The organism is Verrucomicrobiota bacterium (assembly GCA_016871495.1).
Lineage (GTDB): Bacteria > Verrucomicrobiota > Verrucomicrobiia > Limisphaerales > VHDF01 > VHDF01.
In genome coordinates this window covers 30,021-54,477 of record VHDF01000008.1, presented here as the reverse complement: position 1 = coordinate 54,477, position 24,457 = coordinate 30,021, and the positions used below count along the sequence as shown (strand labels likewise).

The 24,457-nt window shown below is 59.8% G+C and carries 16 protein-coding genes and 1 pseudogene; 11 read left to right on the top strand and 6 right to left on the bottom strand.

Annotation, left to right across the window (positions count from 1 at the left end; all coding sequences use genetic code 11):
* Positions 1-487 precede the first annotated feature (487 nt).
* The 4 genes from FJ404_03310 (at position 488) to FJ404_03295 (ending at position 7,910) form a co-directional block, all read left to right on the top strand.
* Positions 488-4,618 carry a hypothetical protein gene (locus FJ404_03310; GenBank protein ID MBM3821912.1) on the top strand — a complete coding sequence of 1,377 codons (4,131 nt, stop codon included), beginning with the start codon at positions 488-490 and terminating at the stop codon, positions 4,616-4,618.
* Positions 4,619-4,710: 92 nt separating this feature from the next.
* Positions 4,711-5,028: a hypothetical protein gene (locus FJ404_03305; protein MBM3821911.1), complete on the top strand. Its 318-nt coding sequence runs from the start codon at positions 4,711-4,713 to the stop codon at positions 5,026-5,028.
* A gap of 33 nt (positions 5,029-5,061) precedes the next feature.
* A complete protein-coding gene (locus FJ404_03300; GenBank protein ID MBM3821910.1) occupies positions 5,062-5,553 on the top strand; it encodes a cyclic nucleotide-binding domain-containing protein in 492 nt (163 codons plus the stop codon).
* A gap of 968 nt (positions 5,554-6,521) precedes the next feature.
* Positions 6,522-7,910 carry an aspartate aminotransferase family protein gene (locus FJ404_03295; protein ID MBM3821909.1) on the top strand — a complete coding sequence of 463 codons (1,389 nt, stop codon included), beginning with the start codon at positions 6,522-6,524 and terminating at the stop codon, positions 7,908-7,910.
* A gap of 13 nt (positions 7,911-7,923) precedes the next feature.
* Here the strand turns inward: FJ404_03295 and FJ404_03290 are convergent, their stop codons facing one another.
* The 6 genes from FJ404_03290 to FJ404_03265 all read right to left on the bottom strand — a co-directional run bounded on the left by FJ404_03290 (position 7,924) and on the right by FJ404_03265 (position 19,821).
* Positions 7,924-8,631: a DNA alkylation repair protein gene (locus FJ404_03290; GenBank protein MBM3821908.1), complete on the bottom strand. Its 708-nt coding sequence runs from the start codon at positions 8,629-8,631 to the stop codon at positions 7,924-7,926.
* 1,218 nt (positions 8,632-9,849) lie between these two features.
* Positions 9,850-11,151, bottom strand: a complete 1,302-nt coding sequence (locus FJ404_03285) for an MFS transporter (protein MBM3821907.1) — start codon at positions 11,149-11,151, stop codon at positions 9,850-9,852.
* A gap of 1,401 nt (positions 11,152-12,552) precedes the next feature.
* Positions 12,553-14,091 (bottom strand): hypothetical protein, encoded by a 1,539-nt coding sequence (locus FJ404_03280; protein ID MBM3821906.1) that lies wholly within the window; start codon positions 14,089-14,091, stop codon positions 12,553-12,555.
* Positions 14,092-15,365: 1,274 nt separating this feature from the next.
* Positions 15,366-16,856, bottom strand: a complete 1,491-nt coding sequence (locus FJ404_03275; GenBank protein ID MBM3821905.1) for a sulfatase — start codon at positions 16,854-16,856, stop codon at positions 15,366-15,368.
* 39 nt (positions 16,857-16,895) lie between these two features.
* On the bottom strand, positions 16,896-18,287 hold the full coding sequence (gene bioA, locus FJ404_03270) for an adenosylmethionine--8-amino-7-oxononanoate transaminase (protein ID MBM3821904.1): 1,392 nt from the start codon (positions 18,285-18,287) through the stop codon (positions 16,896-16,898).
* A gap of 82 nt (positions 18,288-18,369) precedes the next feature.
* Entirely contained in the window at positions 18,370-19,821 is a 1,452-nt protein-coding gene (locus tag FJ404_03265) for a DUF1501 domain-containing protein (GenBank protein MBM3821903.1), read from the bottom strand.
* Positions 19,822-20,097: 276 nt separating this feature from the next.
* Here FJ404_03265 and FJ404_03260 point away from each other — a divergent pair, with 276 nt between their 5' ends.
* The 7 genes and pseudogenes from FJ404_03260 to FJ404_03230 all read left to right on the top strand — a co-directional run bounded on the left by FJ404_03260 (position 20,098) and on the right by FJ404_03230 (position 24,440).
* Positions 20,098-20,544 (top strand): flagellar assembly protein FliW, encoded by a 447-nt coding sequence (locus FJ404_03260; GenBank protein MBM3821902.1) that lies wholly within the window; start codon positions 20,098-20,100, stop codon positions 20,542-20,544.
* A gap of 24 nt (positions 20,545-20,568) precedes the next feature.
* Positions 20,569-20,859 carry a carbon storage regulator CsrA gene (gene csrA / locus FJ404_03255; protein ID MBM3821901.1) on the top strand — a complete coding sequence of 97 codons (291 nt, stop codon included), beginning with the start codon at positions 20,569-20,571 and terminating at the stop codon, positions 20,857-20,859.
* A 15-nt stretch (positions 20,860-20,874) separates the two neighbouring features.
* Entirely contained in the window at positions 20,875-21,156 is a 282-nt protein-coding gene (locus FJ404_03250; protein MBM3821900.1) for a hypothetical protein, read from the top strand.
* Between the two features lie 123 nt (positions 21,157-21,279).
* The gene (locus FJ404_03245; protein ID MBM3821899.1) at positions 21,280-22,218 is read left to right on the top strand and encodes an NAD(P)-dependent oxidoreductase; all 939 of its coding nucleotides are present in this window, start codon (positions 21,280-21,282) and stop codon (positions 22,216-22,218) included.
* Entirely contained in the window at positions 22,211-22,963 is a 753-nt protein-coding gene (locus tag FJ404_03240) for a glycosyltransferase (GenBank protein ID MBM3821898.1), read from the top strand. The genes FJ404_03245 and FJ404_03240 overlap by 8 nt, the downstream gene beginning before the upstream one ends.
* A gap of 7 nt (positions 22,964-22,970) precedes the next feature.
* Positions 22,971-24,027, top strand: a pseudogene (locus FJ404_03235) (kinase).
* Positions 24,024-24,440: a hypothetical protein gene (locus tag FJ404_03230; GenBank protein MBM3821897.1), complete on the top strand. Its 417-nt coding sequence runs from the start codon at positions 24,024-24,026 to the stop codon at positions 24,438-24,440. The pseudogene FJ404_03235 and the gene FJ404_03230 overlap by 4 nt, the downstream one beginning before the upstream one ends.
* Positions 24,441-24,457 lie beyond the last annotated feature (17 nt).

Below are 24,457 nucleotides of genomic sequence, written 5' to 3'. Positions count from 1 at the left end.
GGCGGTTGATGAAAGACGGTGTAGTTTGAAGCTTCAGACCTCCGAATCTCGAAGCGGAGGGAAGGGTGGGGAGTGGAACGAAAATGAGCCGGGAAGAGGAGGTCTTGGACTTTTCGGGGACGGCAGGGAGGGTTTGCTCTTCCAACAAACCTCGCACCTTGAACATGCCAAGCGCCCATGCCATCACATCCTGGAACGGCGTAAACGCCGCGCTCCTGATCGCCCGATGGGTTCCACTCGCTTTGATGCGTAAGAATACACCAGGACAGGCATGTCGAGCACCTCAAGCATCCCAACGGGATTCCGTCCGTGAGCCCAAGGTTGCGAGGAACGAGCTACCTTGGGTCACGGTTCGCCCATGGAAACCAAACCCAACGAGGTTGTGATGAAAACCTATTTCTGTTTGGCAGGTTAAAGCCACAACCGCGTTGCGGTTGAATTCATTCCAAGCGGCAGGAATTCCTTTCCAGGTTCGAGGAGTTGCCGGATGGTAGGAGTCATGCACGAGATGCGCGTCGCAACGGTGTCCTGCCTTCGTGAGGAGGACTCCGACTCGGACTTGAGTCCGCGGAACAAATCTGCCCGGGGAGGCCTGAGTTGGTTTCGAGTGTTCGCGTGGAGTTGGGTCCTCCTTCTCTTTCTGAGTTTTGATGATTACGCCGGGGTTTATCCTGGCGCGGGCGGCGCGCAAACTTTCGAGTATGCCGATGGCACAGGCGAACTTTCGGATGGTTCCTCGGTGACTGTGGAACGGAGGGATGGTGGGGCGGCGGTTCTCGGCAAAGTAGTGAATCGCGCTTTATGGCTCTCGCACCGGAGTGTGGAACATAGCGCTGCGGCGTTTCGACTGCCCGTGCTCGATCCCAACGGAGTGATGCGCTCTTTCGAATTGAGCTGCACGATCGGGATGAATCGTCCCGACGATCAGGAAACAGGGGAAGGGTGGTCCATCAGTTTGGGAAAATTGCCTCTCGACGCCGGCACAGGCGAGGGCGGATTCGCGCCCCTGCCGGGTGGGATGACGCTGGCTTTCGACCCTTTCGACGAAGAGACGGGGAACTCAGCCATCGTCGTCTCGGTTGGGGGCGTGCTCGCGGCCAAGTTTCCGCGGGTCTTCGTTTACGAGATGCTCTTCCGACCGCTTTCGATCCGGTGGGACGAGTTTGGATTGGATGTCACCTACGATGGGAAAGTGGTTTGCAGTGATTTGGTGCTGCCGGGGTTTAATCCGCGGCTCGGAGACCAATTCGGTTTCACGGCTCGCACAACGACTCGGACGATGGACTTGGCCATCGATAACCTGCGGGCGACGACTCAAGTCGTGCCGGTGGTGGACCGGGGAGGTCCCATCGTATCCGAACTCGCGGCGGTCAACTCGGATTTTGAGGATGAATTTGCGAAAACGCCTTCCTGGTTCGAGTTGCTCAACGGGTCGGAGTCGAGTGTGGACCTGACCGGTTGGTTCGTGACGGATTCCCGGTCCAACCTCACTCGTTGGAAAATACCGAGTTTGGTGATGTCGCCTTACAGCTACCAGGTGGTGTTCGCGTCGGGCAGAAACCGCAGTCTGGCTACGAATCGTTTTCTGCACGCATCCTTTGAGCTGTCTCCTCAGGGTGGGTTTCTGGCGCTGGTGCGGCCTGATGGGCAGACCATCCAGAGTTTCATGGAGTATGGGCCACAGGATCGAGGTGCCAGTTTTGGGGAGCACGCGAATTCGAGGCTGCGAGGCCATATGTTCCCCCCGTCTCCAGGGGCCGTTAATGTGTCAATACCTCAGGAAAAGGGATTTGCTCCCGAAGTTCAGTTTTCCCACGCCGGGGTACTTTTGGATTCAGCGGTCCACTTGGTCCTTGAGTCCTCTCCTGTTCCTGGATTGGTCATTCGCTACACCTTGGATCGAACAGAACCCGGTCCGTCCTCGGCGATTTATTCAGGGCCGATCGCACTTCAGCGGTTGACCATGGTGCGTGCCCGGGCTTACGCGCCCGGATACTTGCCGGGCAGGATCACGGGGAGAACTTTTGTTTTCTTGGACGAAACATTGACCCGCTATAACGGAAGCGAGCGAGTTTTCGACTCGAACCTGCCGCTAGTGTTTCTCGAATCGTTTGGTTTTGGAGTGGACGGATCGAGTGGTGGTTCGAATCCATTCCGACCGGTCTATGCCGTGGTGTTGAGTCCTGACCCTGTGACCGGGCGGGCTTCATTAAGAGGACCGCCGGATTACGCGGGTCCGGCGGGAGCGCACGTGCGTGGTGAAAGCTCTTCCGGCTTTGGCCAGAAGAGTTATGCCTTGGAGTTGCGGGACGAAGAGGGAAAGGATTTGGATGCTTCCCTGGCGGGCATGCCGGAGGAATCGGATTGGATTCTTTACGGTCCCTGGAGCGAGAAGACCTTGATGCGGAACAAGCTGGTGTTCGATTGGATGCGAAGCATGCGCGGACAGGATGGGACGGCGATGCGGACGCGTTTTGTGGAGCTCTTTTTCCATCAATCCAACCCGGCGAGCGGCAAGGTGGGTTATGGGAGTTACCGGGGCATCTATGTGCTGATGGAGAAAATGAAGCGCGGGAAGGATCGGGTTCCATTGGAGAACTTGAATTCGAAGACGACCGATCCTGAATTGATTACAGGAGGATACATTTTTCGAAAGGACAAGGAGGATCCCGTCAAGACGCGCTGGACCACGCCGAGGTTCAACATGCCGTTGCAAAGTTTTGATCCGGATCAGATCAATCCCGCTCAGCTCAATTATCTGAGAGGATTTTTGTCCTCGTTTGAAACGGCTTTGATGGGGTCCAATTTTCGTGACAGCACTGCCGGGTATCGGGCTTATCTAGACCCGGACACCTTCATCGACGCCCAGTGGATGCTCGAGGTGGCCAAGCAGGTGGACGGATACGTTTTCAGCACGTATTTCCACAAGGATCGCGCGGGCCGGTTGCGATCCGGGCCGTTGTGGGATTTCAATATTTCCCTGGGCAACGCGGATTACGCCACCGGCGATCGATTCTCGGGATGGCTCTACGATATCGCGGGCGGAGTGGGGCAGAATTATTATCCGAGGTTGCATAACGACCCGGAGTATCGACTTGCGCATTGGGACCGGTATTGGGAATGGCGGCGGGAAATCCTCTCCGAGGAACGGATTACCTCGACCATCGACGGATACATGAAGACGCTGTTGGACGGCTATGAGGGAGCCATCAGCAATCGGGCCCCGGCGAACATCCAAAACCCCGTGGCTCGCCATTTCAGGCGCTGGCCTGGTTTGGGCGTGAGGGATTGGCCTAATCCAGCCGCGGCCACAACCTTGAGGACGTGGCAGGCTGAAGTGGGTTATATGAGGAACTGGCTGCGGCAGAGGTTGGAGTGGCTCGATGATCAAAGCCTTCGCACGTTAAACACCGTGCTTCGTCCGCCGCAACCCAGTCGAAGGGGAGGCATTCTTGACGCGCCTGTGGAGATTTCGATCTCTCCATTTCAACGTGTGGCGGCTGGAGTGCAATACCCGCAAGGAACGATTTACTACACCCTGGATGGATCGGATCCGCGTCGTCCCGGCGGCGTGGTGTCCCCGGCCGCTACGCGATACAGCTCCCCGATCTTGCTGGATCGCTCGCGCGTGCTCAAGGCGAGGACCTTGGTTCAGAATCAGTGGTCTCCGCTGCTGGAGGAAGCGTATCTGGTCGGGCCTGTTCCCGCGAAGCGGGGGAACGTTGTTATTTCTGAACTGATGTTTCAACCCGCAGAACTGAGTGAGGAGGAGAAGCGCGCGGGACTGGTTGAAGCCTCTCAATTCGAGTTCCTGGAGTTGATGAATGTGTCGGTCCACACGGTCGATCTGAAGGGGGTTTCGTTGACCAAGGGCGTTTCGTTCGCCTTTGATCACGCCGCCGCGGGTGCTCGATTTCTCGGCCCGGGAGAATCCCGTGTGCTCGTAGCCGATCGGCGCGCTTTTGAGATGAGGAATCCGCACGTTCCGGCGGGAAACATTCTGGGGCAGTACGCGGGGCGGTTGGACAATGGAGGTGAGACTTTGATCTGGAGGGACGCCCGTGGGGAAGTGATCCAGGAGTTTCAGTACAATGACACCAGTTTATGGCCAGACGAGGCTTTGGCCGAGGGCAAGAGCTACGTCATCAAGCATCCCAAAGCGGGGGATGATTGGAACAACCCTGGGAGCTGGACCGCGAGCGCAAGATCGGGAGGAACGCCGGGAGTGTCCGGCACGGGATCTCCCCGATTTCAAGGTGAACCGGCGCGGGATGGTGATGGAGACGGGGCCACTGATTTGACGGAGTTTCTCTCCGGCACGGATCCGGAGAATCCCCATTCGCGAGACTCTGTTCAGGCCGTGGTTGTCCGGGTGGACGGCTTGCCTCATCTTGAATTGAGATTCGTGAGGCAACCGGGAATTCAAGGCGTGCGAATGGTTTGGGAGCACAGCTTCGACCTGTCCACCTGGTCATTGGCTGGCGCGGGGTTGAAACTGGCGGCCACAACCCCCTTGCCGGATGGAAGGGTGATGGATGCTTTTCGGGCGTCCGTCGATGCGTCCCCGGCTCCGGGAGCCCGCGCCGGTTACTGGCGCCTTCGGTTTGAGCTGGAGTAGAGGGGGGCTCGAAGGATCCCGCAAAATCCGGTGCATCCTTCCCAAGCTTTGGGAGGTGGCGGATACGGCTCGGTGGAAGGCTGCGGGCGGATATGAAACATGTGATCGACACGTGCGAAGCCCTTGGTTGCGTTCAGTTGAATGGCGAGACTTTCGAACTGGTGGCGGAGGCCCAAGCCATGCATGACGAACCGGGTCGCAGGCTTCTGGTGGAGCTCAAGTCATTCTTGCGGCCGGTTAGTTTGACGGCGAAGGAACGTCACGTCCGTGCCGACTGGCTGCCGGCAGATCACACCGTCAACGAGTCGGCGGAAGCCGGAGAATGCCGCGAAATGACCCGTGACATTTTCAGCCGTTGGGTGCGCAAAGTGCGGGAATCGTCCCCGGCGCTGCACGCGGTTTTACACTGAAATACACGATGGTCGTGAGCATGGAGCAGTCCTATGGAATCGAAAGGCCCCCCAATGAAAACCATGGCGGAAAGAATCGCGCAGCATCCGTTCTGCGCAGGGATGGATGCCCGGCTATTGCAAGAACTGGCCACCGGTGCGCGCGAAGCGAAATTCCCACCCAATCACGTTCTGTTTCGGCAAGGCGAGCCCGCGAGTTCCTTCTACCTCATTGAGAGTGGCAGGGTTTCCGTGGAAGCTCACCAACCCGCGGACGGGACGGTCACGATTCAAAATGTGGAAGCAGGCGAAGCCCTTGGGTGGTCGTGGCTTTTTCCTCCGTTCGCCTGGCAGTTTCAAGCGCGTGCATTGGAACCCGTCCAGGCTTTGATTTTGAACGGAGGACATTTGCTCGTGACCGCGGAACGCGATCATGAGTTCGGTTATGAGCTCATGAAGCGAGTGGCGAGGGTCGCGATGCGCCGGTTGCATGCCGCACGTCAGCAGTTACTGGCTCGGGAAGTGGAGTCGGCGCTGGACGGGTAGACTCAGACCGCATATTTCATGAACGGGACGCCCGGTGAGGACACCGGGCCTACAAACACAGAGGCAGGCGCGATTGTAGGCCGCGTGCCCTCACGCGGCACACTGTCGCGGATTCAAGCTCAGTATGAATTATCCGGATCAGACCTCCTGACCTCGAAGCGGAGGGAAGGGGGAGTGGAACGACAATGAGCCGGGAAGAGAATCCTTAGAACGACAGTTGTGCGAGGCAAAGATTTGAAAAGGCCTGGATGAGAAAGACATAACGAAGCACGAGGCCTATCCTTGATGGATCTGGTGAGTGAATCGAATTGGCTTTATCGCCAGGACCTTGCGAGGATTCATGAAGGGCAATTGCCGTTTTGAAGTTAAACCCTTTGCAACCGACGTAACGCAACTCAAACTCGTCCGGCCAAGAATCCCGAAGGGATTCCGTCCCGGAGCCCAAGGTTGCGAGAAACGAGCTACCTTGGGTCACGGTTCGCCCATGGAAACCAACCCCAACGGGGTTGTGACGAAAACCTATTTCCGTTTGGCGGGGTAAAGCCACAACCGCGTTGCGGTTGAATTGAATTCCAAACGGCAACCCAAGGTAGCTCGTTCCTCGCAACCTTGGGCTGGAGGACACAATCCCTTTGGGATTGAAGGCGGGCTTGCTTACCTAACCGAAACGATTCTTCCGATCTCCTGACCTCATCTACCGCCAAGCGGGCTCAACCCGATTCCACGACAGGTCAGGAGTTCTGAGATTGGGGAGGTTGTTTCCAGAAGTTGCCGTGCGTCCCGATGTTGTTGGTAGGGCGGGCCTGTCCCAGCCCGCCGCCCACTGGATGCAAAACATCATGCTCCGGCGGCGCGCCGGGACGGACGCGCCCTACCTGCATCACCGGCAACATCGGGATGCGCCGCAGAAGTTGCGGGGTTGACTTCCAGACTTGCCAAGCCTGGGTGGGATTCGGAGGGTTCGGCGTATGCACACCGAATCGTTTGCTGAGCTCCAGTCGGCGCATGTCATGCAGTGCTGGTCGCGGCAAGGGCAGGCGCGTCCCATCCCCGTGGCCAGTACCTCCGGTTGCTGGATCACGACCGTGGAGGGGCGGCGCATCTTCGATCTGCGCAGCGCCCACGAGTGCATCAATTTGGGATTCAACCATCCTCGCGTGTTGGAGGCCATGCGGCGCCAGATGGAGTCCGTGGTGTATGTCACGGATGATTTTGCCACGGAGCCCACCGCGGCTTTGGCGGCGGAATTGGCGCGGTTGACTCCAGGTTCACCTCGCAAGCGGGTGTTTTTTTCACAGAGCGGAGCCTCCGCGGTGGAAGCGGCGATCAAGGGCGCCCGCATGTTTCGATACGCGGAAACTTTTGGAACCCCTCCCTCGCATACGGACGCGTCGCTGCCGTATCCCTTTCCTTACAAAATTATTTCCCGCTATCGATCCTGGCATGGGTCGTCTTTCGGTGCCTCCTCCGCCAGTGGTGACCCACGCCGCTGGTTTTTGGAGCCGGCCGCCGCGCCAGGATTTGTGTTCGCTCCCGAGGCCGGAGATTACCGGCCTTACTTTGGTGAAGGAGCGGAAGGCGTCGAACGGCATTTGCAGTATCTCGATTACATGGTGGAACAGGAGGGAGGGAATGCCCGGGTGGCGGCCTTTCTGATCGAGCCTGTGGTGGGAAGCAACGGCATCATTCCTCCACCGGCCGGATATTTGCACGGGTTGCGGGACTTGTGTGATCGATGGGGGCTGCTGCTGATCGCCGATGAAACGATGACCGGCCTGGGAAGGACGGGCAAGTTTCTCGCGATCCAGCACGACGAGGTGGAGCCGGACATCATCGTGATGGGAAAGGCGCTTGGGGCCTACTGTCCTTTGGCCGCAACGATTTTCAGTGAGAAGGTCTCCAGGGTGTTCGAACGGCACATCTTCGGCCATGGGCTGAGCTTTTCCGGCCACGCGTTGTCCTGCGCGGCCGCTCTGGAGAGCCTCCGCGTGCTCTTCGAGGAGCGACTCGTGGAGCGGGCGGAGGAGTTGGGGCGCTACCTCGGGGAACGATTGCGAGCCATGGCGAGTCGGCATCCTTCCGTCGGTGATGTCCGCGGTTTGGGGCTTTTTTGGACCCTTGATTTGGTGAAGGACCGCAAGAAACGAACGCCGCTACGGCGGGCCACGGAGAAGTACCTGCCCACCGTGATGCAAGACATCTCCCGGTTTCTCCTTGAAGAACGCCGCATCTACGTGCCGTCGGACAAATTTGGCATTTGGGTTGTCCCGCCTCTCGTGGTCACGCGGGATGAAATTGATTTCATCGTCGAAGGCATCGACGCGAGTCTGGCGTTGGCGGATGCAGCTTTGGCCTGATCCGCACGATTCCCTAGCAACGCGTGGTCTTGCGTTTCGGCGCGATGGGCGCTCCTCGCCGGGACTTCAGAATGTAACTTTCCGCGTCGGGCACCTGACAGTCGGTCTGGCCCATGTCCACTTCCACCTGACCGATCTTGCGCGCGGTGGCGAGGGCCTTGTCACCCAATGGCTGCACGTAGGTGCCGACGCAGATCACGAAATGATTCATCGCGTAGCGGACCCGGTTGGGCGCGGTCTTGATGGACTTCGCGCATCGGTCGAGCGCGGCGGAGAGTTCCTTGATCGGAAGGCGTTCATCGGGCACGGTGGCCAGAACCGAACCCAGCGTGGACCTGCCCGCGATCGCGACGCATTCCTTGGGTGAGTCGATCCATTGGCTGGCGATTTCGACGGCCAAAGGGTGCTCGGCGGCGAACCACGCGACGGAATATCCGGCAATCATATGCCACGTCGCGCCGGACGCCCATCGGTCGAGTTGCTGGCGCGTCATTCGCGAGCCGTCGGCGATGAGGCCCGCCAGGTACATGGCGTCTGAATTCCCGGTGGCAAAAAGTTCCAGCGCGAGTTCCTGCCGGCCCTTCAGCTTCTTTTGCAACGGTTTGAGATCGCCAATGCGGACACCGAAGAGGGGCTCAGCGGCACCGTGACGCAGGTAGGTGCGCTTGCATTGGGGATTCGCCTTCGCGGCGAGCTCCTTCATCACGTCGTCGAGGTTCATCGCGCTGGACATGGGAGGATTCTGCCCGGGTTTCTCACTTTCGGCAAATCTTGAGGCCGAAGGGACGAGGGGCTCCGGATCCAGAGGAAAAACACGTTCAGAGGACATGGACCATTTCCGTTTTTCCCATCATGAACTCGGATTGGTCCAGCCTCAAGCCGCAGTCGCGCCCATAAAGGCCAGGCGGATACTGGCCCGGCTCCCTTGCGTAGGTTCAATGATCCTGCGATCAAGAACTCGCACGAGCTGCGAACAACCGGACCATCCCGAAGTGGTCTGTCGTGTGGCGCAGGCTACCCCGCCTGCCGTATGGCCGACGGCCCGTCGGCCCTGTGGGCCGGCGGGTGAAGAACGAGGCGATTCCATGCTCTCCACGCGCCGGGTTCCCTTCGTCGCCCCGCACGCTGGGCAGCCTGCGACACAGCAGACAGGGCTGTCTGCGGTAGCACGACAACCCGGTCACCGACATCCTCTGGATGTACGGATGGATCACCTTGTGTATCCACCTCAACTTTCGGCAGGTCTTTGCCAGTGAAGCTTTTGCGCATCTCGGCGCTGCTGAATTGCCGTTTCTAGCAAGAAAACTCCGCCGGGTCGGGGTGCGGAATGGTGAGGAACTTGGGCATCAAGTTAGTTGGGAGTCGGAGCTCAATCCTCACTTACCAGACAGCACACCTCTTTCTTGAAGCGACGAGGCGATATCTAAGACCGCCACGCCCCAGAGCGATGCGACGCAAAGCCAATTCAAAACTATGCGAGTGGAATTGGGATCCGAACGCGGAACAGCAGGAACAGCCATACTGCTCGCCAGCTCATAAATTATTTGAAGTGTACAGGACAGCACAACCGAGGCAACAGTAAGTGCCACGCCAGTCTTCACATCCATGTTTTTAGACCAGGAAAAGGTGATCCAGATTACCGCAGGGAAGCCGAAGACTGCGATTCCCTCTACCGGAATTACATGACACGCAAGCAACGTCGCAGGGCTCAACTTGGCACCCTTTAGGAGGAACTGCACGGAATCAGGCAACAGTGCCAAACACCGACAAAGAAAGCAGAATGCCAAAGTGACTAACACGGCGACGGCAACCCTAATCACGTATTTACCCAACCGTCTGATTTCCAACTGGTGTTGCACTGGAGTTTCTTGCGAACTGTCTGTCCATGGGTTTCTTAACATAGGGATGACCCTATGTGGAGGTAACGATGCAACAATTATTACCCTCTTCCGTTGCGCGAAGGGACGCGGACGAAGGCCGTGATGATGCCGCCGAGCAGGTAGCAGGCGGCGAGAAAGAGCAGGCACTGGTTCTCGGACGCCTGCTGGGAACGCAGCCATCCGGTGAAATGGTTGCCCAGGTAGCCGGCCAGATTGGCGCACATGTTGATGAAGCCGATCGAGACGGCCGCGGCGGAGGCCGTCAAGGTTAGGGTGGGCAGCGCCCAGAAGGGCGAGGGCCAGAAGTAGCCCGCAAATCCCGTCGCGCAAAGCCATGCCATGACCACCGGAAAGCTTTGTCCGGGAATCGCGCTGCACGCGAGGAAAACCCCCGTGGCGAATTGACCAGCGACACAGTGCCACTTGCGGTCACCAAGGCGGTCCGAGGAACGCCCTGACAAAAAGACACTCAACAACCCGAACGAATAGAAGAGTCCGCTGTAAAACAAGGCTGCCTGGTCTGAACCCCCGGAGACGTTTTTGACGGTGGTAGGAAGCCAGAAGGCGAGGGCATAGCCGCCGGTGTTGGTGGCAAAAATGCCCAGGGCGAGCAGCCACACATTCGACTGCTTCAACGCCTGCCTGATGGTCGATTTGCCGGAGGCTTCCTTGGCTTTCGCCTCCGCTTCCAGCACGCCTTCGAGGTAGTCTCGTTCCGCGGGGGTGAGCCATTGGGCGTGGCGTGGCCGGTCGGTCATGAAAGTCAGGGTCGCGATGCCAAGGGCCACAGCGGGCAAACCTTCCACGATGAACATCCACTTCCAACCGGCGAGTCCGAGCCAACCGACATCAAGCAGGAGCGCGGACACGGGAGCACCCATGGCCAGGCTGAAGGGCACGGCCATCACGAGGCCCGACAGAGCGCGTCCCCGCTCGGCACCGGGAAACCAGTGCGTGAAATAGACGATGATGCCCGGAAAGAATCCCGCTTCCGCCACCCCGAGGAGAAAACGCACCATGTAGAATTCCATCGGGGTGCGGACGAATGCCGTCAGTGCCGAGATAAACCCCCAAGTGATCAGAATCCGCGCGAACCACTTTCGAGCGCTCCAGCGTTCAACGAGCAGGGCTCCTGGAATTTCGAGGATGAGATAGCCAATGAAGAAAATGCCCAGCCCGAATCCAAAAACTTCCTCGGAAAAGCGGAGGTCCTCCTTCATGCGCAACTTGGCGAATCCGACGTTGGCGCGGTCCAGGTAGGCCACGATGTAGAGCAGAAACACCCAGGGCAGGATTCGCCAGGCGACTTTGCGACGGAGAGCCTGGGGGTCCACGGTGGAATTGGAATCGGCAGGCGACATGGAGTTGATTCAGAGTTTCAAATGGAAACAGGATAAAAGAAAGGATTCATCGCGGGGAACTTGGTGATGATGAACCGCCCGTGGGCGGGAGCAAAGTCCAAAGTGGATCGGAGAAGGTGTGGGTGTGGCGGTGCATCCACAGGTTGTCGGCGCTGCGCGCGGCAGCGCCGGGGCGCGGCGTTCACGCCGCTTCAGGGCGTGTCTTCAAAGGGGCATGGCAAGCTCAACATGCAAGGGTGCTGCCAGGGCGAAGGCATCCACCCAGGGCGGGCCATGGAACGGGAGGAGATTGCCGCTGCAGGTTGGCTCGAGCGGAAGCGCCGTGAACGGCGCGCCCCGACACGTTGCGGATGCACCGAAGCCGTAGCTTGCATGACAAAACAAAGGCGGAGGCGCTATGGCCGGGTAGGTAGCGAAATCCTGAACCGGTTGAGCAGAGTTGCCCCGGCAGCGGGAAGGCTCTCGCGGAGGCAGAGACACGGAGAGAAAGGATCCGAAGTCCGTCGCTCTCACGGGGTCATCGATTCAAGCAAGCCTCCCATCTCCGTGCCTTTGTGGCTCCGTGAGAAGTCATTCTTTTCCTTCTGACTGATGCCCTGTGCAGGCTGACAACACCCCTCTCTCCGGCTCTCTCCCCACTCGTGCCTCGCGGGGCGAGAGGGAAGGCGAGGTGATGCCCGTGTTATGCGAACGGCCTCCGGGCACCATGAACGAGCTCCGCTCCGTCCTCTGCGTCCTTCGCGGCCTCTGCGTGAGGAAAAGCAAGATGCCTCACCGCAAGTCCACAACGGCCCCAATGGAAACCAGGGCACTCTTCAACCGGCACACCTGGATATAATTCGAGATCTCTGTCTCCAAGGAATTTCTTCCTCACCCTGCGAAGAATGAGCGGGGAGAGGACCGAGGAGAGGGGTTGGCTGAGAATTCCCCTCTCTCCGGCTCTCTCCCCACTCGTGCCTCGCGGGGCGAGTGGGAAAGCGAGGTGGTGCCCGTGCTAGGCGAACGGCCTACGGGCACCACGAACGAGGTCCGCTCCGTCCTCTGCGTCCTTCGCGGCCTCTGCGTGAGGAAAAGCAAGATGAATGAGTGAATTGCCTCGCGCAGAGACGCAGAGGGCGCGGAGTGATGGAAAAGCTCTCGATCCGTCCCTCGGGGCGTCTTGAATTCTCTGTCCCTGAGTATTTCTCGTGAATGCTCTGTCCTTGAGTATTTCTCGCGCCTCAAACAATCCGCGGAATAACCATAGAATCGGTGACGTCAACGATGATCTCCCTATCCATTAGTGTTTCGCGAATGCGAACCTGGAAAAAACAACCGGCCTGCGAGGATTCTTGCCTCGCAGACCGGCTTACCACAATGCCACGATGACTCCAGGAGCGGAGCTCCGGGAGAGCCCGTGTCCTATTTCGATTTCAGGCGGAAGAAACCGATCCCCGAATTGATTTTCGCTTTGTAGCCGCTGGTGGCATTCGGAACCACGGTCCAACCCGACGGAAGACTACTGGTTGTCTCCAAGTTGTAATTGCTTCCCTCCCACGTCAACGTCACCTCACCACCTGCCGCGGCAAAGGCAATAGTGGGCGGTTTGGTCACGATATCACCCGACGTGATTCGGATATTGTCGAAGGCCACGATTTCGTTCCAGAAGGTCGAATTGGACTCAAATCGCACGACCAATTTTGTGGCGTCGGCCGGAATGTCGTAAGTGAAATCCTTCGCAACAATTCCGACCCTTTTCTTGTAGTCCTTGCTCTCCACTCCGTCCTTGAGCATCTCAATGTAAAACTTCTCAGAACCGGTGGGCGCCCCGTATCGAGCAAGCTCAACGAACTCAGAAGGCCCGGCGCCGTCCGGATCGATCTTGATGGAGAAGAAATCGTCCGCTCCGGCATCGAAATCCACTTCGGTCGCCGCCAAGGCGAAGGTCAACTTAACTTTCGGTTTGCCCGCGACGTTGACTTCTTTGAGCGTGAGACTCCGGGGCGTGTCAATGGTATTAAAGGTGCCGTCGGAAATATTTGGTTCGTTGAGGTCCGCTCCCGCCCAAAATGCGGTGCCTTCCATCCCGCTGATCAGACCTCCCAGCAGTTGCACCCCCTTCTCGGTGACCACCACGAACGGCCGGGTGCCAACAGTTCCGGTTTCCGGGTTGGTGTATTGATACGAAGCCACGACCACGGATCCGGGAGGCAGCCCGAGCCCAGGGGCATCAAACGGCTGTTCTTGGCTGACGAACTTAAACGTGGCGGGCAGACCCGCCGCGACGGGATGAGCCGCACTTTCAATCTTGATAACTCCGGGATCAAGATTGACGTCAATCAGTCCGCGCGTGGAGAGCAGCAAATCGCCCGTGAGATCGTGGGCGAACGACAACATAGGCACGGGTGCCGTGGCCAACCGGATCGGATCGCCGCCCGTGCTGGAGTTGATAATCAAATCCACCTTTTGGGCCGTGATTCGAGCCGCCAGCGCTTCGTTGGTGTCGTCGTCAATGACGGTATGCCCCGCAGCCGTCAACGTCTCGACGAGGTAGATATCTCCCAAGTCAGACTCACCGGTTCCACGTGGAGCGCTGAACATGATCACCATGTTCTTCTTGCCCGCGCTCAGCCAACCGATCACGGAATCGAGGAGTTTCTTGCCGTCCGAGGTGAGTGACGCGGGATCCAGCCGGTGGTTAAACGAGATGACGGCCCGCCGCGCCGGTGCGGGAAATGGGACGCCCACGACTTCACCCTTGGCCACCACTTCCGTGCTGCGATTCCAGTAGGAGGAACCCCCGGGCACCGGGTTGACTTGGCCGTTCTTCGGCACGAAACCGCGGCCTTCGACCGTGTAGCGCGTGCCCTCGCCCTCGGACTCAAATCCTTCCTGGTAGAGCACCGTCTGAGCCGATATGGATGAGGCTAAGCCGATGACGAGAAAAGTTAGAGCGGCCATTTGTGGCATGCGGCATTTGCGGCCGCACCGGACGGTTGAGCTGGGAGCACTGTCGTGTGAACCATTCATGACGAGTCTTGAGTTGAGTTTTGTTTTGCGACCAGGAATGCAGCAGAAAAGCCCGGCAAGAGACTGCTTGCAGGGCCGTCCAATTTATTCATGGGGTTAAGTCGAAATAACTACGCGGTGGGATCGCGCTAAGCAACCAAAAACAGGGCAGACCGTGCATCACACGAAGTGGTCTGTTGTGTAGCGCAGGCTGCTCAGCCTGCCGTATCGCGGACTGCCCGTCGGCCCGGCGGGTGAAGAACGAGGCCATTCCATACTCTCCACGTGCCGGGTTTCCTTCGTCGCCCCGCAGGCTGGGCAGCCTGCGAAACAGCAGACAGGGCTGTCTGCGTTACCCCGACAACCCGGTCAGCGATAACCTGCGGATGCGCCTGTCGTTCAGTAGTTCTCATTCTGTCCTGGAGCGCGGCGTTCACGCCGCTTCAGGGCGGGTCTTCAAAGGGGCATGGCAGGTTCAAAGGGCAAGGGTGCTGTCAGGGCGAAGGCATCCACCCATGACGGGCCATAGAACGGGAGGAGATCGCCGCTGCAGGTTGGCTCGAGCGGAAGCGCCGTGAACGGCGCGCCCCGAAAACGTGCGGATGCACCGAGGGCGTAGCCTGCATGACAAAACAAAGGCGGAGGCGTTATGGGCGGGTAGGTCGCGAAATCATGAATCGGTTGAGCAGAGTTGCCCCGGCAGAGGGAAGGCTCTCGCGGAGGCACGGAGACACGGAGAGAAAGGATCCGAAGTCCGTCGCTTTAACGGGGTCATCGATTCAAGCAAGCCTCCCATCTCCGTGCCCTCGTGGCTCCGTGAGAAGCCATTCTTTTCCTTCTGACTGATGTCCTGTGCAGGCTGAGAACACCCCTCTCTCCGGCTCTCTCCCCACTCGTGCCTCGCGGGGCGAGAGGGAAGGCGAGGTGATGCCCGTGCATTCCGAAGTTGTCTGTCGTGTGGCGCAGGCTGGCCAGTCTGCCGTATCGCCGACGGCCCGTCGGCCCGGCAGGTGAAGAACGAGGCCCTTCCATGCTCTCCACGCGCCTGGTTCCTTCGTCGCCCTGCAGGCTGGGCAGCCTGCGCAACAGCAGACAGGGCTGTCTGCGTTATCACGACAACCCGGCCATCGACGACCTGTGGATGCAGCGGCATGGGGGTTCGTTTCCAAGCCGCACCTGATACGCGAGACTTGCAAGCCGAATTCGTGATCGCGGGGTCGGGAAGATCAATCCGGCACGGGCGCGAAGGGCTCGATCGGGTGTCCTTCCCAAGTGGCGATGCGGCTGACAGGGTCGAAGGTCAGGATGCGATGAGCGCTGCCGGGTGCGGGAGGCAGATCCGTTTTGGGCAGCGCGCGCCGATGCTGTTCGAGAACGGGCGCAGACGATGGCCGATTTGCCAGGTTATGCCATTCATGGGGATCGGTCCGGTGGTCATAGAGTTCCTCGGTGCCGTCGGCGTACCGGATAAACCGCCAATGTTCGCTTCGAACCGCGTGATTGCCTTGATTATGGGTCGTGAGTGCAGGCCGGTTTCGAGGCGTGGCAGGATGGCGGAGTTGAGGGAGGAGGCTGAGTCCCTCCAAGTCGCCCGGAGCCTTCAGCCCGGCCAGTTCGGCGAGGGTCGGATAGAGATCCAGAAGTTCCACCGGTTGATGGCACACGGCGCCACGCCGGATGCCCGGCCCTCGAAAGAGCAGAGGAACGCGAGTGGACCGTTCCCACAGGGTGTTCTTTCCGGTAATCGCTTTCTCACCGAGATGATATCCGTGGTCACTCCACAGGACGACCCAGGTGTTGTTCGCGAGATTCGCGGAGTCAAGAGCCTGGAGGATTCTTCCGATCTGCGCGTCCACGAAACGGGTCGAAGCGAGATAGGATCGAACGAGGTTTTCCCACTGTTGATTCTCGCGGACCCAATGAAGTCGTGGTTCCGGCAGATTCCAGTGCAGATGCCAGGAAAAACGAGGTGTGTCCGCCCGGTCCGTCTTTAGGATCTCAGGCAGCAGGGGGATCTCCGGTGGATCGAGTTCCATCCAGGCTGGACTAACGTAGCACGGCACGTGCGGGAGGAAAAATCCGACGGCGAGAAAGAAAGGACGATCCCGCGCCAGGGATTGGATACGATCCACCGCCCAACTCGCGATTTGGTAATCTCCCTTTTCTTCGTCGCGGTGGGGGAAGGCGCCCCAATCCATGAGGGGATGATTGCCCATGGGGGTAGGTCCGATGAGTTTGGCGGGAGGACGTATGCCGATTCCTCCCTCGGGTCCCCACACATCAAACTCGAGTTTTCGCTGGGCGAGACCGCCTGGGCTTCCGTGAAAGATTTTGCCCGTGGTGAGGGTTTGGTATCCGTGCTGTTGGAAACACTGAGGCAGCGTGAGGCGGCCTTGAAGCGAGGGCACGGATCGAAACCAGGGTGACAGCCCGTAAATCCCGGTGCTGCTGGGACGCAATCCAAGCAGGAGGCTGGTGCGTGACGGATTGCAGAGAGGAGCGTTGCAATGAGCGTTGTGAAAAGTGACACCTTCCCGTGCGAGGCGGTCGAGATGAGGGGTTTTGGCCTGAGGGTGGCCGCGGAGTGGACCGACCCAGTCGTTTTGATCGTCGATGGCGATGAACAGAACGTTGGGTGGAGGTCGAATCGGAGCGGATGATGCGAAGACCGGCGAAAGCAGGCTGAGTGTGAATAGGAGTGTGGCCTGAGTGGGCATGAGGGAGGGGTTAAGCTGTTCCGAGGGTAGCGAGAAGGGTCAAGGTGCGAACACGCGGCGGATGGATCGGCCCAGGGTCTCGATCATGCGAGCGGCATCTTCTGGCCGGGTGGAATAGGGGGGCATGATGACGACCACGTTCCCAATGGGGCGGGTGAGGACGCCGAGTTTGGCCATTTCCCGGCAGACCCGGATGCCGGCCTTCGCCTTGAGCGGCCAGGGTTCGCGGGTCTTCCAATCGCGGACCAACTCAACGGCCAGGATCATTCCGATTTGTCGCACATCGCCGACCTGAGGGTGCCGCCACAAATCGGCCGAAGCCTCCTTGATGGATTGGGCGATTCGGCGTCGAGCCCGGGCGCAGCTCGGGCGGGAAAGCAGTTCGAGGCTGGCGCCCGCCGCGGCGGCACCCAAAGGATTCCCGGAATAACTATGACCGTGGAAGAAAGTTTTGAAATCTTCGTAACGACCCGAGAACGCGTCGAACACCTCCCGTGTGGTCAGCGTGGCGGCCATGGGCAGATAACCTCCCGTCAGGCCCTTGGCCAAAGCTGTGAGGTCGGGTTGGACGCCTTCCTGATGGCTGGCCAGGAGCTGCACCGGGTTGCCGGTCGCTTCTTCGGGATCCGAGGCGCGCGCGAATCCACTGAGGACTTCGTCTGTGATGAGGAGCGCCTCGTGCGCGCGGGCGATTTCACTGACCCGCTTTAACCAGCCGGGGGGATGGCCGATCATCCCTGCGGCTCCCTGCACCAAGGGCTCCACAACGAAAGCCGCGTAGGGATTTCGCCGCTTGCTCGCGGATTCGAATTGTCGCGCAACGTTGTCCACGCATTCCCATTGGCAGTTCCGGGATTGGCGGGCGTCAACTCGCTGCGGTGACGCGCGGTTGAAAGGACACCGGTAGCAATAGGGGGACATGACTTTCCCGGTTGGAAAAAGCAGTCCGCGAAAAGCGTCGTGGAAGAGCCCCAAGTGCCCCAGGCTGACGGCGCCCAGAGTATCTCCGTGGTAGGCGGAGTCCACGGTCAAGAAACGGGGATTGCGGTGGCCTCGCACCCTTTGCGCGAACACGTGGACCATCTTCAGCGCGGCTTCGATGGCGGTGGAGCCGTCATCCGAATAAAATACTTTCTGCAACGGGGCGCTTTGGCTGCCGCGAGCATTCCGGAGCGACTGTGGATTGGCGTGTTGGACCAGGTTTCGGGCGAGGTCGGCGGCAGGACCGTTGGCAAGACCGAGCGAAGAGCAATGCGCCACCCGGCTCAGTTGCCGGTGAATCGCCCGGTCGACGGATGGATGGCGATGTCCGTGGAGATTGGTCCAGATCGAGGCGTTCCCGTCGAGGTAGCGGTTGCCATGAGAGTCCCAAAGCCAGGAACCCTGGCCACGGACGACGACGATCGGATCGTGTCGAATCCAGTCGGCCATTTGGGTGAAGGGATGCCAGACGTGATCCCGGTCGAGCGCGACCCAGCGATCGTGCGATTTCCTCGAACGAAGTGGCACGACCTTATCCGATCAAGCCCGGGATGGGATCCCCGTGATAGAGCGCGTGGGGACGGCCCTGCTCATCGGTGTAGTTTGTGGAAGCCGGGATTCCAAGGGCGTTGAAGATGGTGGCCGCCAAACGCTCGGGCGTCTGCGGGTCAGACGCGGGGTAAGCACCCAGGCGGTCCGAAGATCCAATCACTTGTCCGCCTCGCACGCCGCCGCCCGCAAAGAACACGGATTGCACGGCGCCCCAATGATCGCGACCGGGCAGGCGGGCACCCTCGATCGTTGAAATCTTTGGGGTGCGTCCGAACTCGCCCGCCATGACGATCAAGGTTTCGTCCAGGAGTCCGGATTCGCTCAAGTCATCGATCAGGGCGGAGACCGCGCGGTCGGTGGGCGGCAGCAAGAAGTTCTTGAGATTGGGGAATGCGGCTTCGTGGGTGTCCCACGTTTCGTCATTGCCCAGGTTGACTTGAACGAGACGAACGCCTTGTTGGACGAGGCGGGACGCGAGGAGCAAGGACCACCCGAAGGAGTTTCGTCCGTAGCGTTCTTGGATCTTGGGGTCCGCGCGGGTGACATCGAGGGCGGAGGCGACTTTGCCGTCGAGGAGCAGAGCGGTGGCCATTTCCCAGTAGCGATCGAAGGACTGCACTTCGGCGGCGTGTTCGATCAGGCCACGCTGGCGGTCGAGTACTCGGGAGAGTTGGACGCGATCTTCGAGTCGGCCCTGGGCGAGCCATTGGGGGACGGAGAGGTTGGGGGACGCGTAAGCGAGAGCCGGATCGGATCGTTCGCCCTCCCGATGGTGGAACAAGAATTCCGGGTAGGCTCCGTAGCTGGCTGGATGAAACCGGGAAGCTTCGATGAACCAGGGATCGCGGCGCTTGCCCAGAATGCCTCCGAATTGGCCCGGAATCACCCGTCCGGTCATGTGGACGAGCTTTTCCGGGAGCACGATGGCAGGAGGAAGATTATGGCCCGGGGGCAGGAGGTGATTGGCGAGGGAGGCGATGGATGGCCAATCGGAATCCTTGGGCTTGGACGGGTCGAATCCGGTGGGGAGGTCGGAACGACCGGTCAGCATGATGTGGTGGCCGGCGGAATGGTCATTGGATCCGTGGGTCAGGGAGCGACAGACCGCCCAGCGTTCGCTGCGTTGAGCCAGCATGGGCAAATGCTCGCAAATGTGCAGACCCGGCGTCCGGGTTCGAAGAGTCTTGAACTCGCCCCGAATCTCCAGCGGAGCATCCGGTTTTGGATCGAAGCTCTCGTGCTGAGCCAAACCGCCCGAGAGGAAAATGTAGATCACTGACTTAGCCCTGGGCTTGGCAGGAAGGGGAACCGTGCCGGCCAAGGAAGTGAGGGCCGGCAGCGTCTCCATCCCGAGCCCGAGGAGGCTGATCGTTCCGGCCTGGATGGCGGTGCGTCGGGAAACGCGGGTGGGATGTTGCCAGGATGGAGGCATCGAACCGATATTTCCCGATTCCGTTGGTAGCGGAAAGCAGAAAGATCGCAGCTTGAGACCCGAACCCGAATCGCAGCCGCGTCGTCCTCTTCGCGCCGGTCAATTCTTGATTGACGTACGGCTAATTCTGCCGGGGCCAATCTTGCCGGGGAGTCGGGTCCAGGCGCAGGCATCCATGGATTCAAAATATGTAAATTATTGATTGTGATTATGTTGTGACAATCTCTGCAGGGTATCCTGAGAGGGTGGCACGGTCGATGCCTCGGGGGCCTCGGCTTGATGCCTGTAATGAAAACCGAAGCTGAACCTACGTCTGTTTCCGAATCATCCGGCGAGCGACCCAGCGTGGTTGTTCAATTGCCCTTAGGGTTGATCGGTTTCGAATCGATCAAGCGTTACCAGCTTTCGAGCCAACCTGATGAGGCTCCGTTTGCCTGGCTCCATGTGGAAGGGGAGTCTGACCTGGCGTTTATTGTCGTTTCTCCGTTTGAAGTGACTTCCGAATACGAGCCGCAGATTGGGGAAGAAGATTTGAGGTTTCTCGGTTTGCCAAGCGTCGATGACGCGGTGATTTACAATATTGTCACCCTCGACCGGAAGGGGGGCGGCACGATCAATTTAAAGGGACCCATCGTCCTTAATCCGCGCACGTTGGTGGGCAAGCAGTGCATCCCACTGAACGTGTCCCAGCTTTCCGTGAAGCATCCGATTCCCGCGGTTTAGCCACCCAACACCCCAAAACACGTCATGCTGATTCTATCGCGAAAAAGCAACGAGAGTGTGGTGATCGACGGGAGAATCCTCGTCAAGGTGATCCGGCTTGACGGAGACGTCGTCAAACTCGGGATTGAAGCGCCGGCCGATGTGCCCGTGCATCGCCAGGAGGTTTACGACGAAATCCAGCGGAGCAATCACGAGGCCTTGACCACCGGCAAACCCATTGTGCCCCGGTTGACGAGGCGGGAACATCGGTCCGCCCCTGAGGCGGCCCTCGTTGTTCCCAGAGATCAGAACTACACAAGGACAGTGACACACTAATCCACAAGGACATATATGGTTATCAATACGAACCTCCAGGCTCAATCGGCCGCTTCGAACTTAGCGGCGAGCTCCACGATGCTGGCCAAATCGCTTTCCAGGCTCAGCACGGGATCCAAGATCATCAATCCCGCCGACGACGCCGCCGGCCTGGCCGTGGCGTCGCGTCTGGACGCGCAGATCCGCCGCCTTGATGCGACCGAGTATGCCCGCTACGGAATTCTGGTTCAGTCCGGCACCGCCATGCTGGCGCAGGCGAATCAATTGCCTCAAAGCGTGCTCCGTCTCCTGAACTAAAAATCCGGTCGAGCGGATCTCGAGGGCCGGCCGTCTGTCTGCGAAAGGAGAAGACGCTGCGCCGCCGGACGGCAAGACCGGTCCAGGCGGCTGGACTGAGCAGGAAACGGATTTCCCATCATCATGAGCGCCACGGTTTTGATCACAGGAGCGGCGGGCTACATCGGCTCGGTTTTGTGCGGACGATTGCTCGAACGAGGCTTTCGAGTCGTGGCGCTGGACAATCTGCTTTACGGGGAACCGTCGCTCTTTCCCTATTGCGCGCATCCCCGATTCGAATTCGTCCTGGGCGACGCCCGCGACGAGTCGCTGGTGAAACCCTGGGTGGCCAAGGCCGATGTGATGATTCCGCTGGCCGCCCTGGTCGGAGTTGGAGCCTGTCTGAAGGATCCGGTTGCCGCGCGCACCATTAATTATGAAGCCGTTCGGATGCTGGACGCGATGCGTTCTCCGACCCAGCTGTTGATTTATTCCAATACCAACAGCGGTTACGGCGCGAGCAGCGGGGAGGTGTATTGCACGGAAGAGACCCATCTCCAACCCATCTCGCTCTACGGGGAGACCAAGACGGCCGCGGAGCGCGTGGTTCTGGACACCGGAAACGCCATCGTCTTCCGGCTCGCCACCGTGTTCGGCCTTTCGCCGCGGATGCGGATCGATCTGCTGGTGAATCATTTCGTGTACGCGGCGGTTCACGACGGCTACCTGGTGTTGTTCGAGAAAGACTTCAAACGCAACTTCGTGCATGTGCTCGACGTGGCGGATGGCTTCGTCCACGCGTTGGAACATGGCGGTCGCATGCGCGACCGGGTTTACAATCTCGGCCTGGAAGACGCCAACCTGTCGAAGTACGAGCTGGCGCTCAAGGTTCAGGCCCAAGTTCCCCGATTCTACCTGCACGCCGCGGAGATTGGTTCGGATCCCGACAAGCGCAACTACATCGTCTCGAGTCAACGGTTGCGCGAGGCGGGCTTTGCGGCCCGCCGCAGTCTGGACGACGGCATTCGCGAATTGATCAAAGGGTACCGCATGCTTGGGCGGTCCCGCTTTCACAATGTTTGAACCCCACATCCTTGAAGGTGGATCGGCCACCGAATCGCTGCCGGAGGTGATGATTCTGGCCAGCGGCTACGGCACGCGGCTCAGGCCGATCGTGGGAGACCGTCCCAAGGTCCTTGCGGAAGTCGGGGGGCGACCCTTTCTGGAATGGTGGCTCCAAACGCTGGCGACTCAGGGCATCCGGCAGGTGACGTTGTGCGTGGGTTACAAGGCCGGCATGATTCGAGACCATTTTGGTTCCCGCTGGGGAGAGATGGGGATTCGTTATTCGAAAGAGGACTCGCCCCTGGGCACGGGGGGCGCCTTGGCGAGGGCGGCACAGCAGGCCCGCGGGGAATGGATCCTGGCCCTCAACGGCGACTCGTTCTGTGAGATCGATTTGCGTGTCATGTGGGAAGCTCATCGAGCGAGAAGGGCTCTCGTGACCCTCGCCGTGACCCGCAGCGCTGATACCCGCCGATTCGGCCGAGTGCATTGGGAACGGCCGGGCCTTGTGACCCAGTTCGAGGAAAAATCGAATCAAGGCGGATTTGGTTGGATCAATGCCGGTGTGTATCTCCCGCCTCGCGAGCGCCTCATGGCAGACGCCCAAGGCGGCGCGTGTTCGCTCGAACGTGATTTGCTTCCGGCGTGGATCGAACCCGGACTGCGGGTCGAGAGCCGGACGGGGCGTTTCATCGACATCGGCACCCCCGAATCCTATCTCGAAGCGCAAACTTTTTTCGATCCCGCACCGGAAGCTGCTTGATCCTCGCATGATCATTACCCGCACGCCCTATCGCATTTCGTTCTTTGGAGGCGGGACGGATTATCCCTCCTGGTACCGGGCGCACGGCGGGGCTGTCTTGTCCACGACCATTGACAAGTACTGCTACATCTCCTGCCGCTATCTCCCGCCATTTTTCGACACCGCCTGTCGCGTGGTTTATTCGCGCATTGAGAACTGCCGCGCGGTGGACGAGATCGTTCATCCCGCGGTCCGCGAAGGGCTCAAGTTCCTTCGCGTTGAAGGAGGGGTGGAGATCCACCATGACGGCGACCTTCCCGCCCGAAGCGGCATGGGATCGAGCTCCTCGTTCATGGTCGGGCTCCTGCACGCGCTGCAAGGAAACATGCCCTCCAAGCATGAACTGGCTGAGGAGAGCATCCGGCTGGAGCAGGACGTGCTGAAGGAGAAGGTGGGTTCGCAGGATCAAACGTCCGTTGCGCACGGCGGGCTGAATCACATTGTTTTTCAACCCAGCGGTGATATCTCCGTCCGCCCCGTCACGCTCCGCACGGAGCGGCGCCAGGAACTCCGCCAGCATCTGATGCTGTGCTACACGGGCATCAAACGGACCGCGTCGGAGGTGGCTTCGAGTTATGTGGAGGACATGGAAGCCCGCCGCCGCCAGCTCCGGATCATGAAGGATTTGGTGGAGGAGAGCCTCGCGGTACTGGGCGGGAGTGGAAGCCTCGCGCCGTTTGGGGAGTTGCTCCACGAGGCCTGGGTCGCGAAGCGGGCGATGAGCCAGGTCGTGACGAACTCGAAGGTCGAGGCGATCTATCAAACGGCCTGCCGGGCCGGGGCGCTCGGTGGCAAGCTGCTCGGGGCGGGTGGAGGGGGGCTTCATGCTGTTGTTTGTGGAGCCCGGCCGCCAAGCGGGAGTCAAAGCGGCGTTGGACCAGTTGATTCACGTGCCCTTCGATTTCGAATCCAGCGGCAGCCAGGTGATCTTTTACAATCCCGAAAAATCTTACAGCCGCGAGGCGGAAGACCGGGCGGGAAGGTCCATCGAGGCCTTTCGTGAACTCGAGGAGGCGGCGGCGTGATCGCATTGTGGCAGGATCGCGAGGTGCTTGACCGGCTCGAGGCGAAGGCGCGGGTGGTGCGCGCCACGTGCGTGCGCATGGCCCACGAGGGCAGGGAGAGCCATCTCAACGGCGCCCTCAGCTGCGCGGACATTCTGGTCGCCCTGCATGGCCACTGGCTTCGCGCCGGACTGCGCGGGGATAAGGATCCCGATCGCGACGTGCTTCTTTTTAGCAAGGGGCACGCGTGCGCGGCTCTCTATGCCACCCTGGCGTTGGAAGGCGATATCCCGCTGGAATGGCTGGACCGTTACGCGCGCGATGAATCCCCGCTTCCCAGTCATCCGTGCATCCATGCCTTGCCGCTCCTCGAATGCTCCTCGGGCAGTCTGGGGCACGGACTCGGCATTGGGACCGGACGTGCTTACGCCTAGCGGCTTCGCCGGTCGAA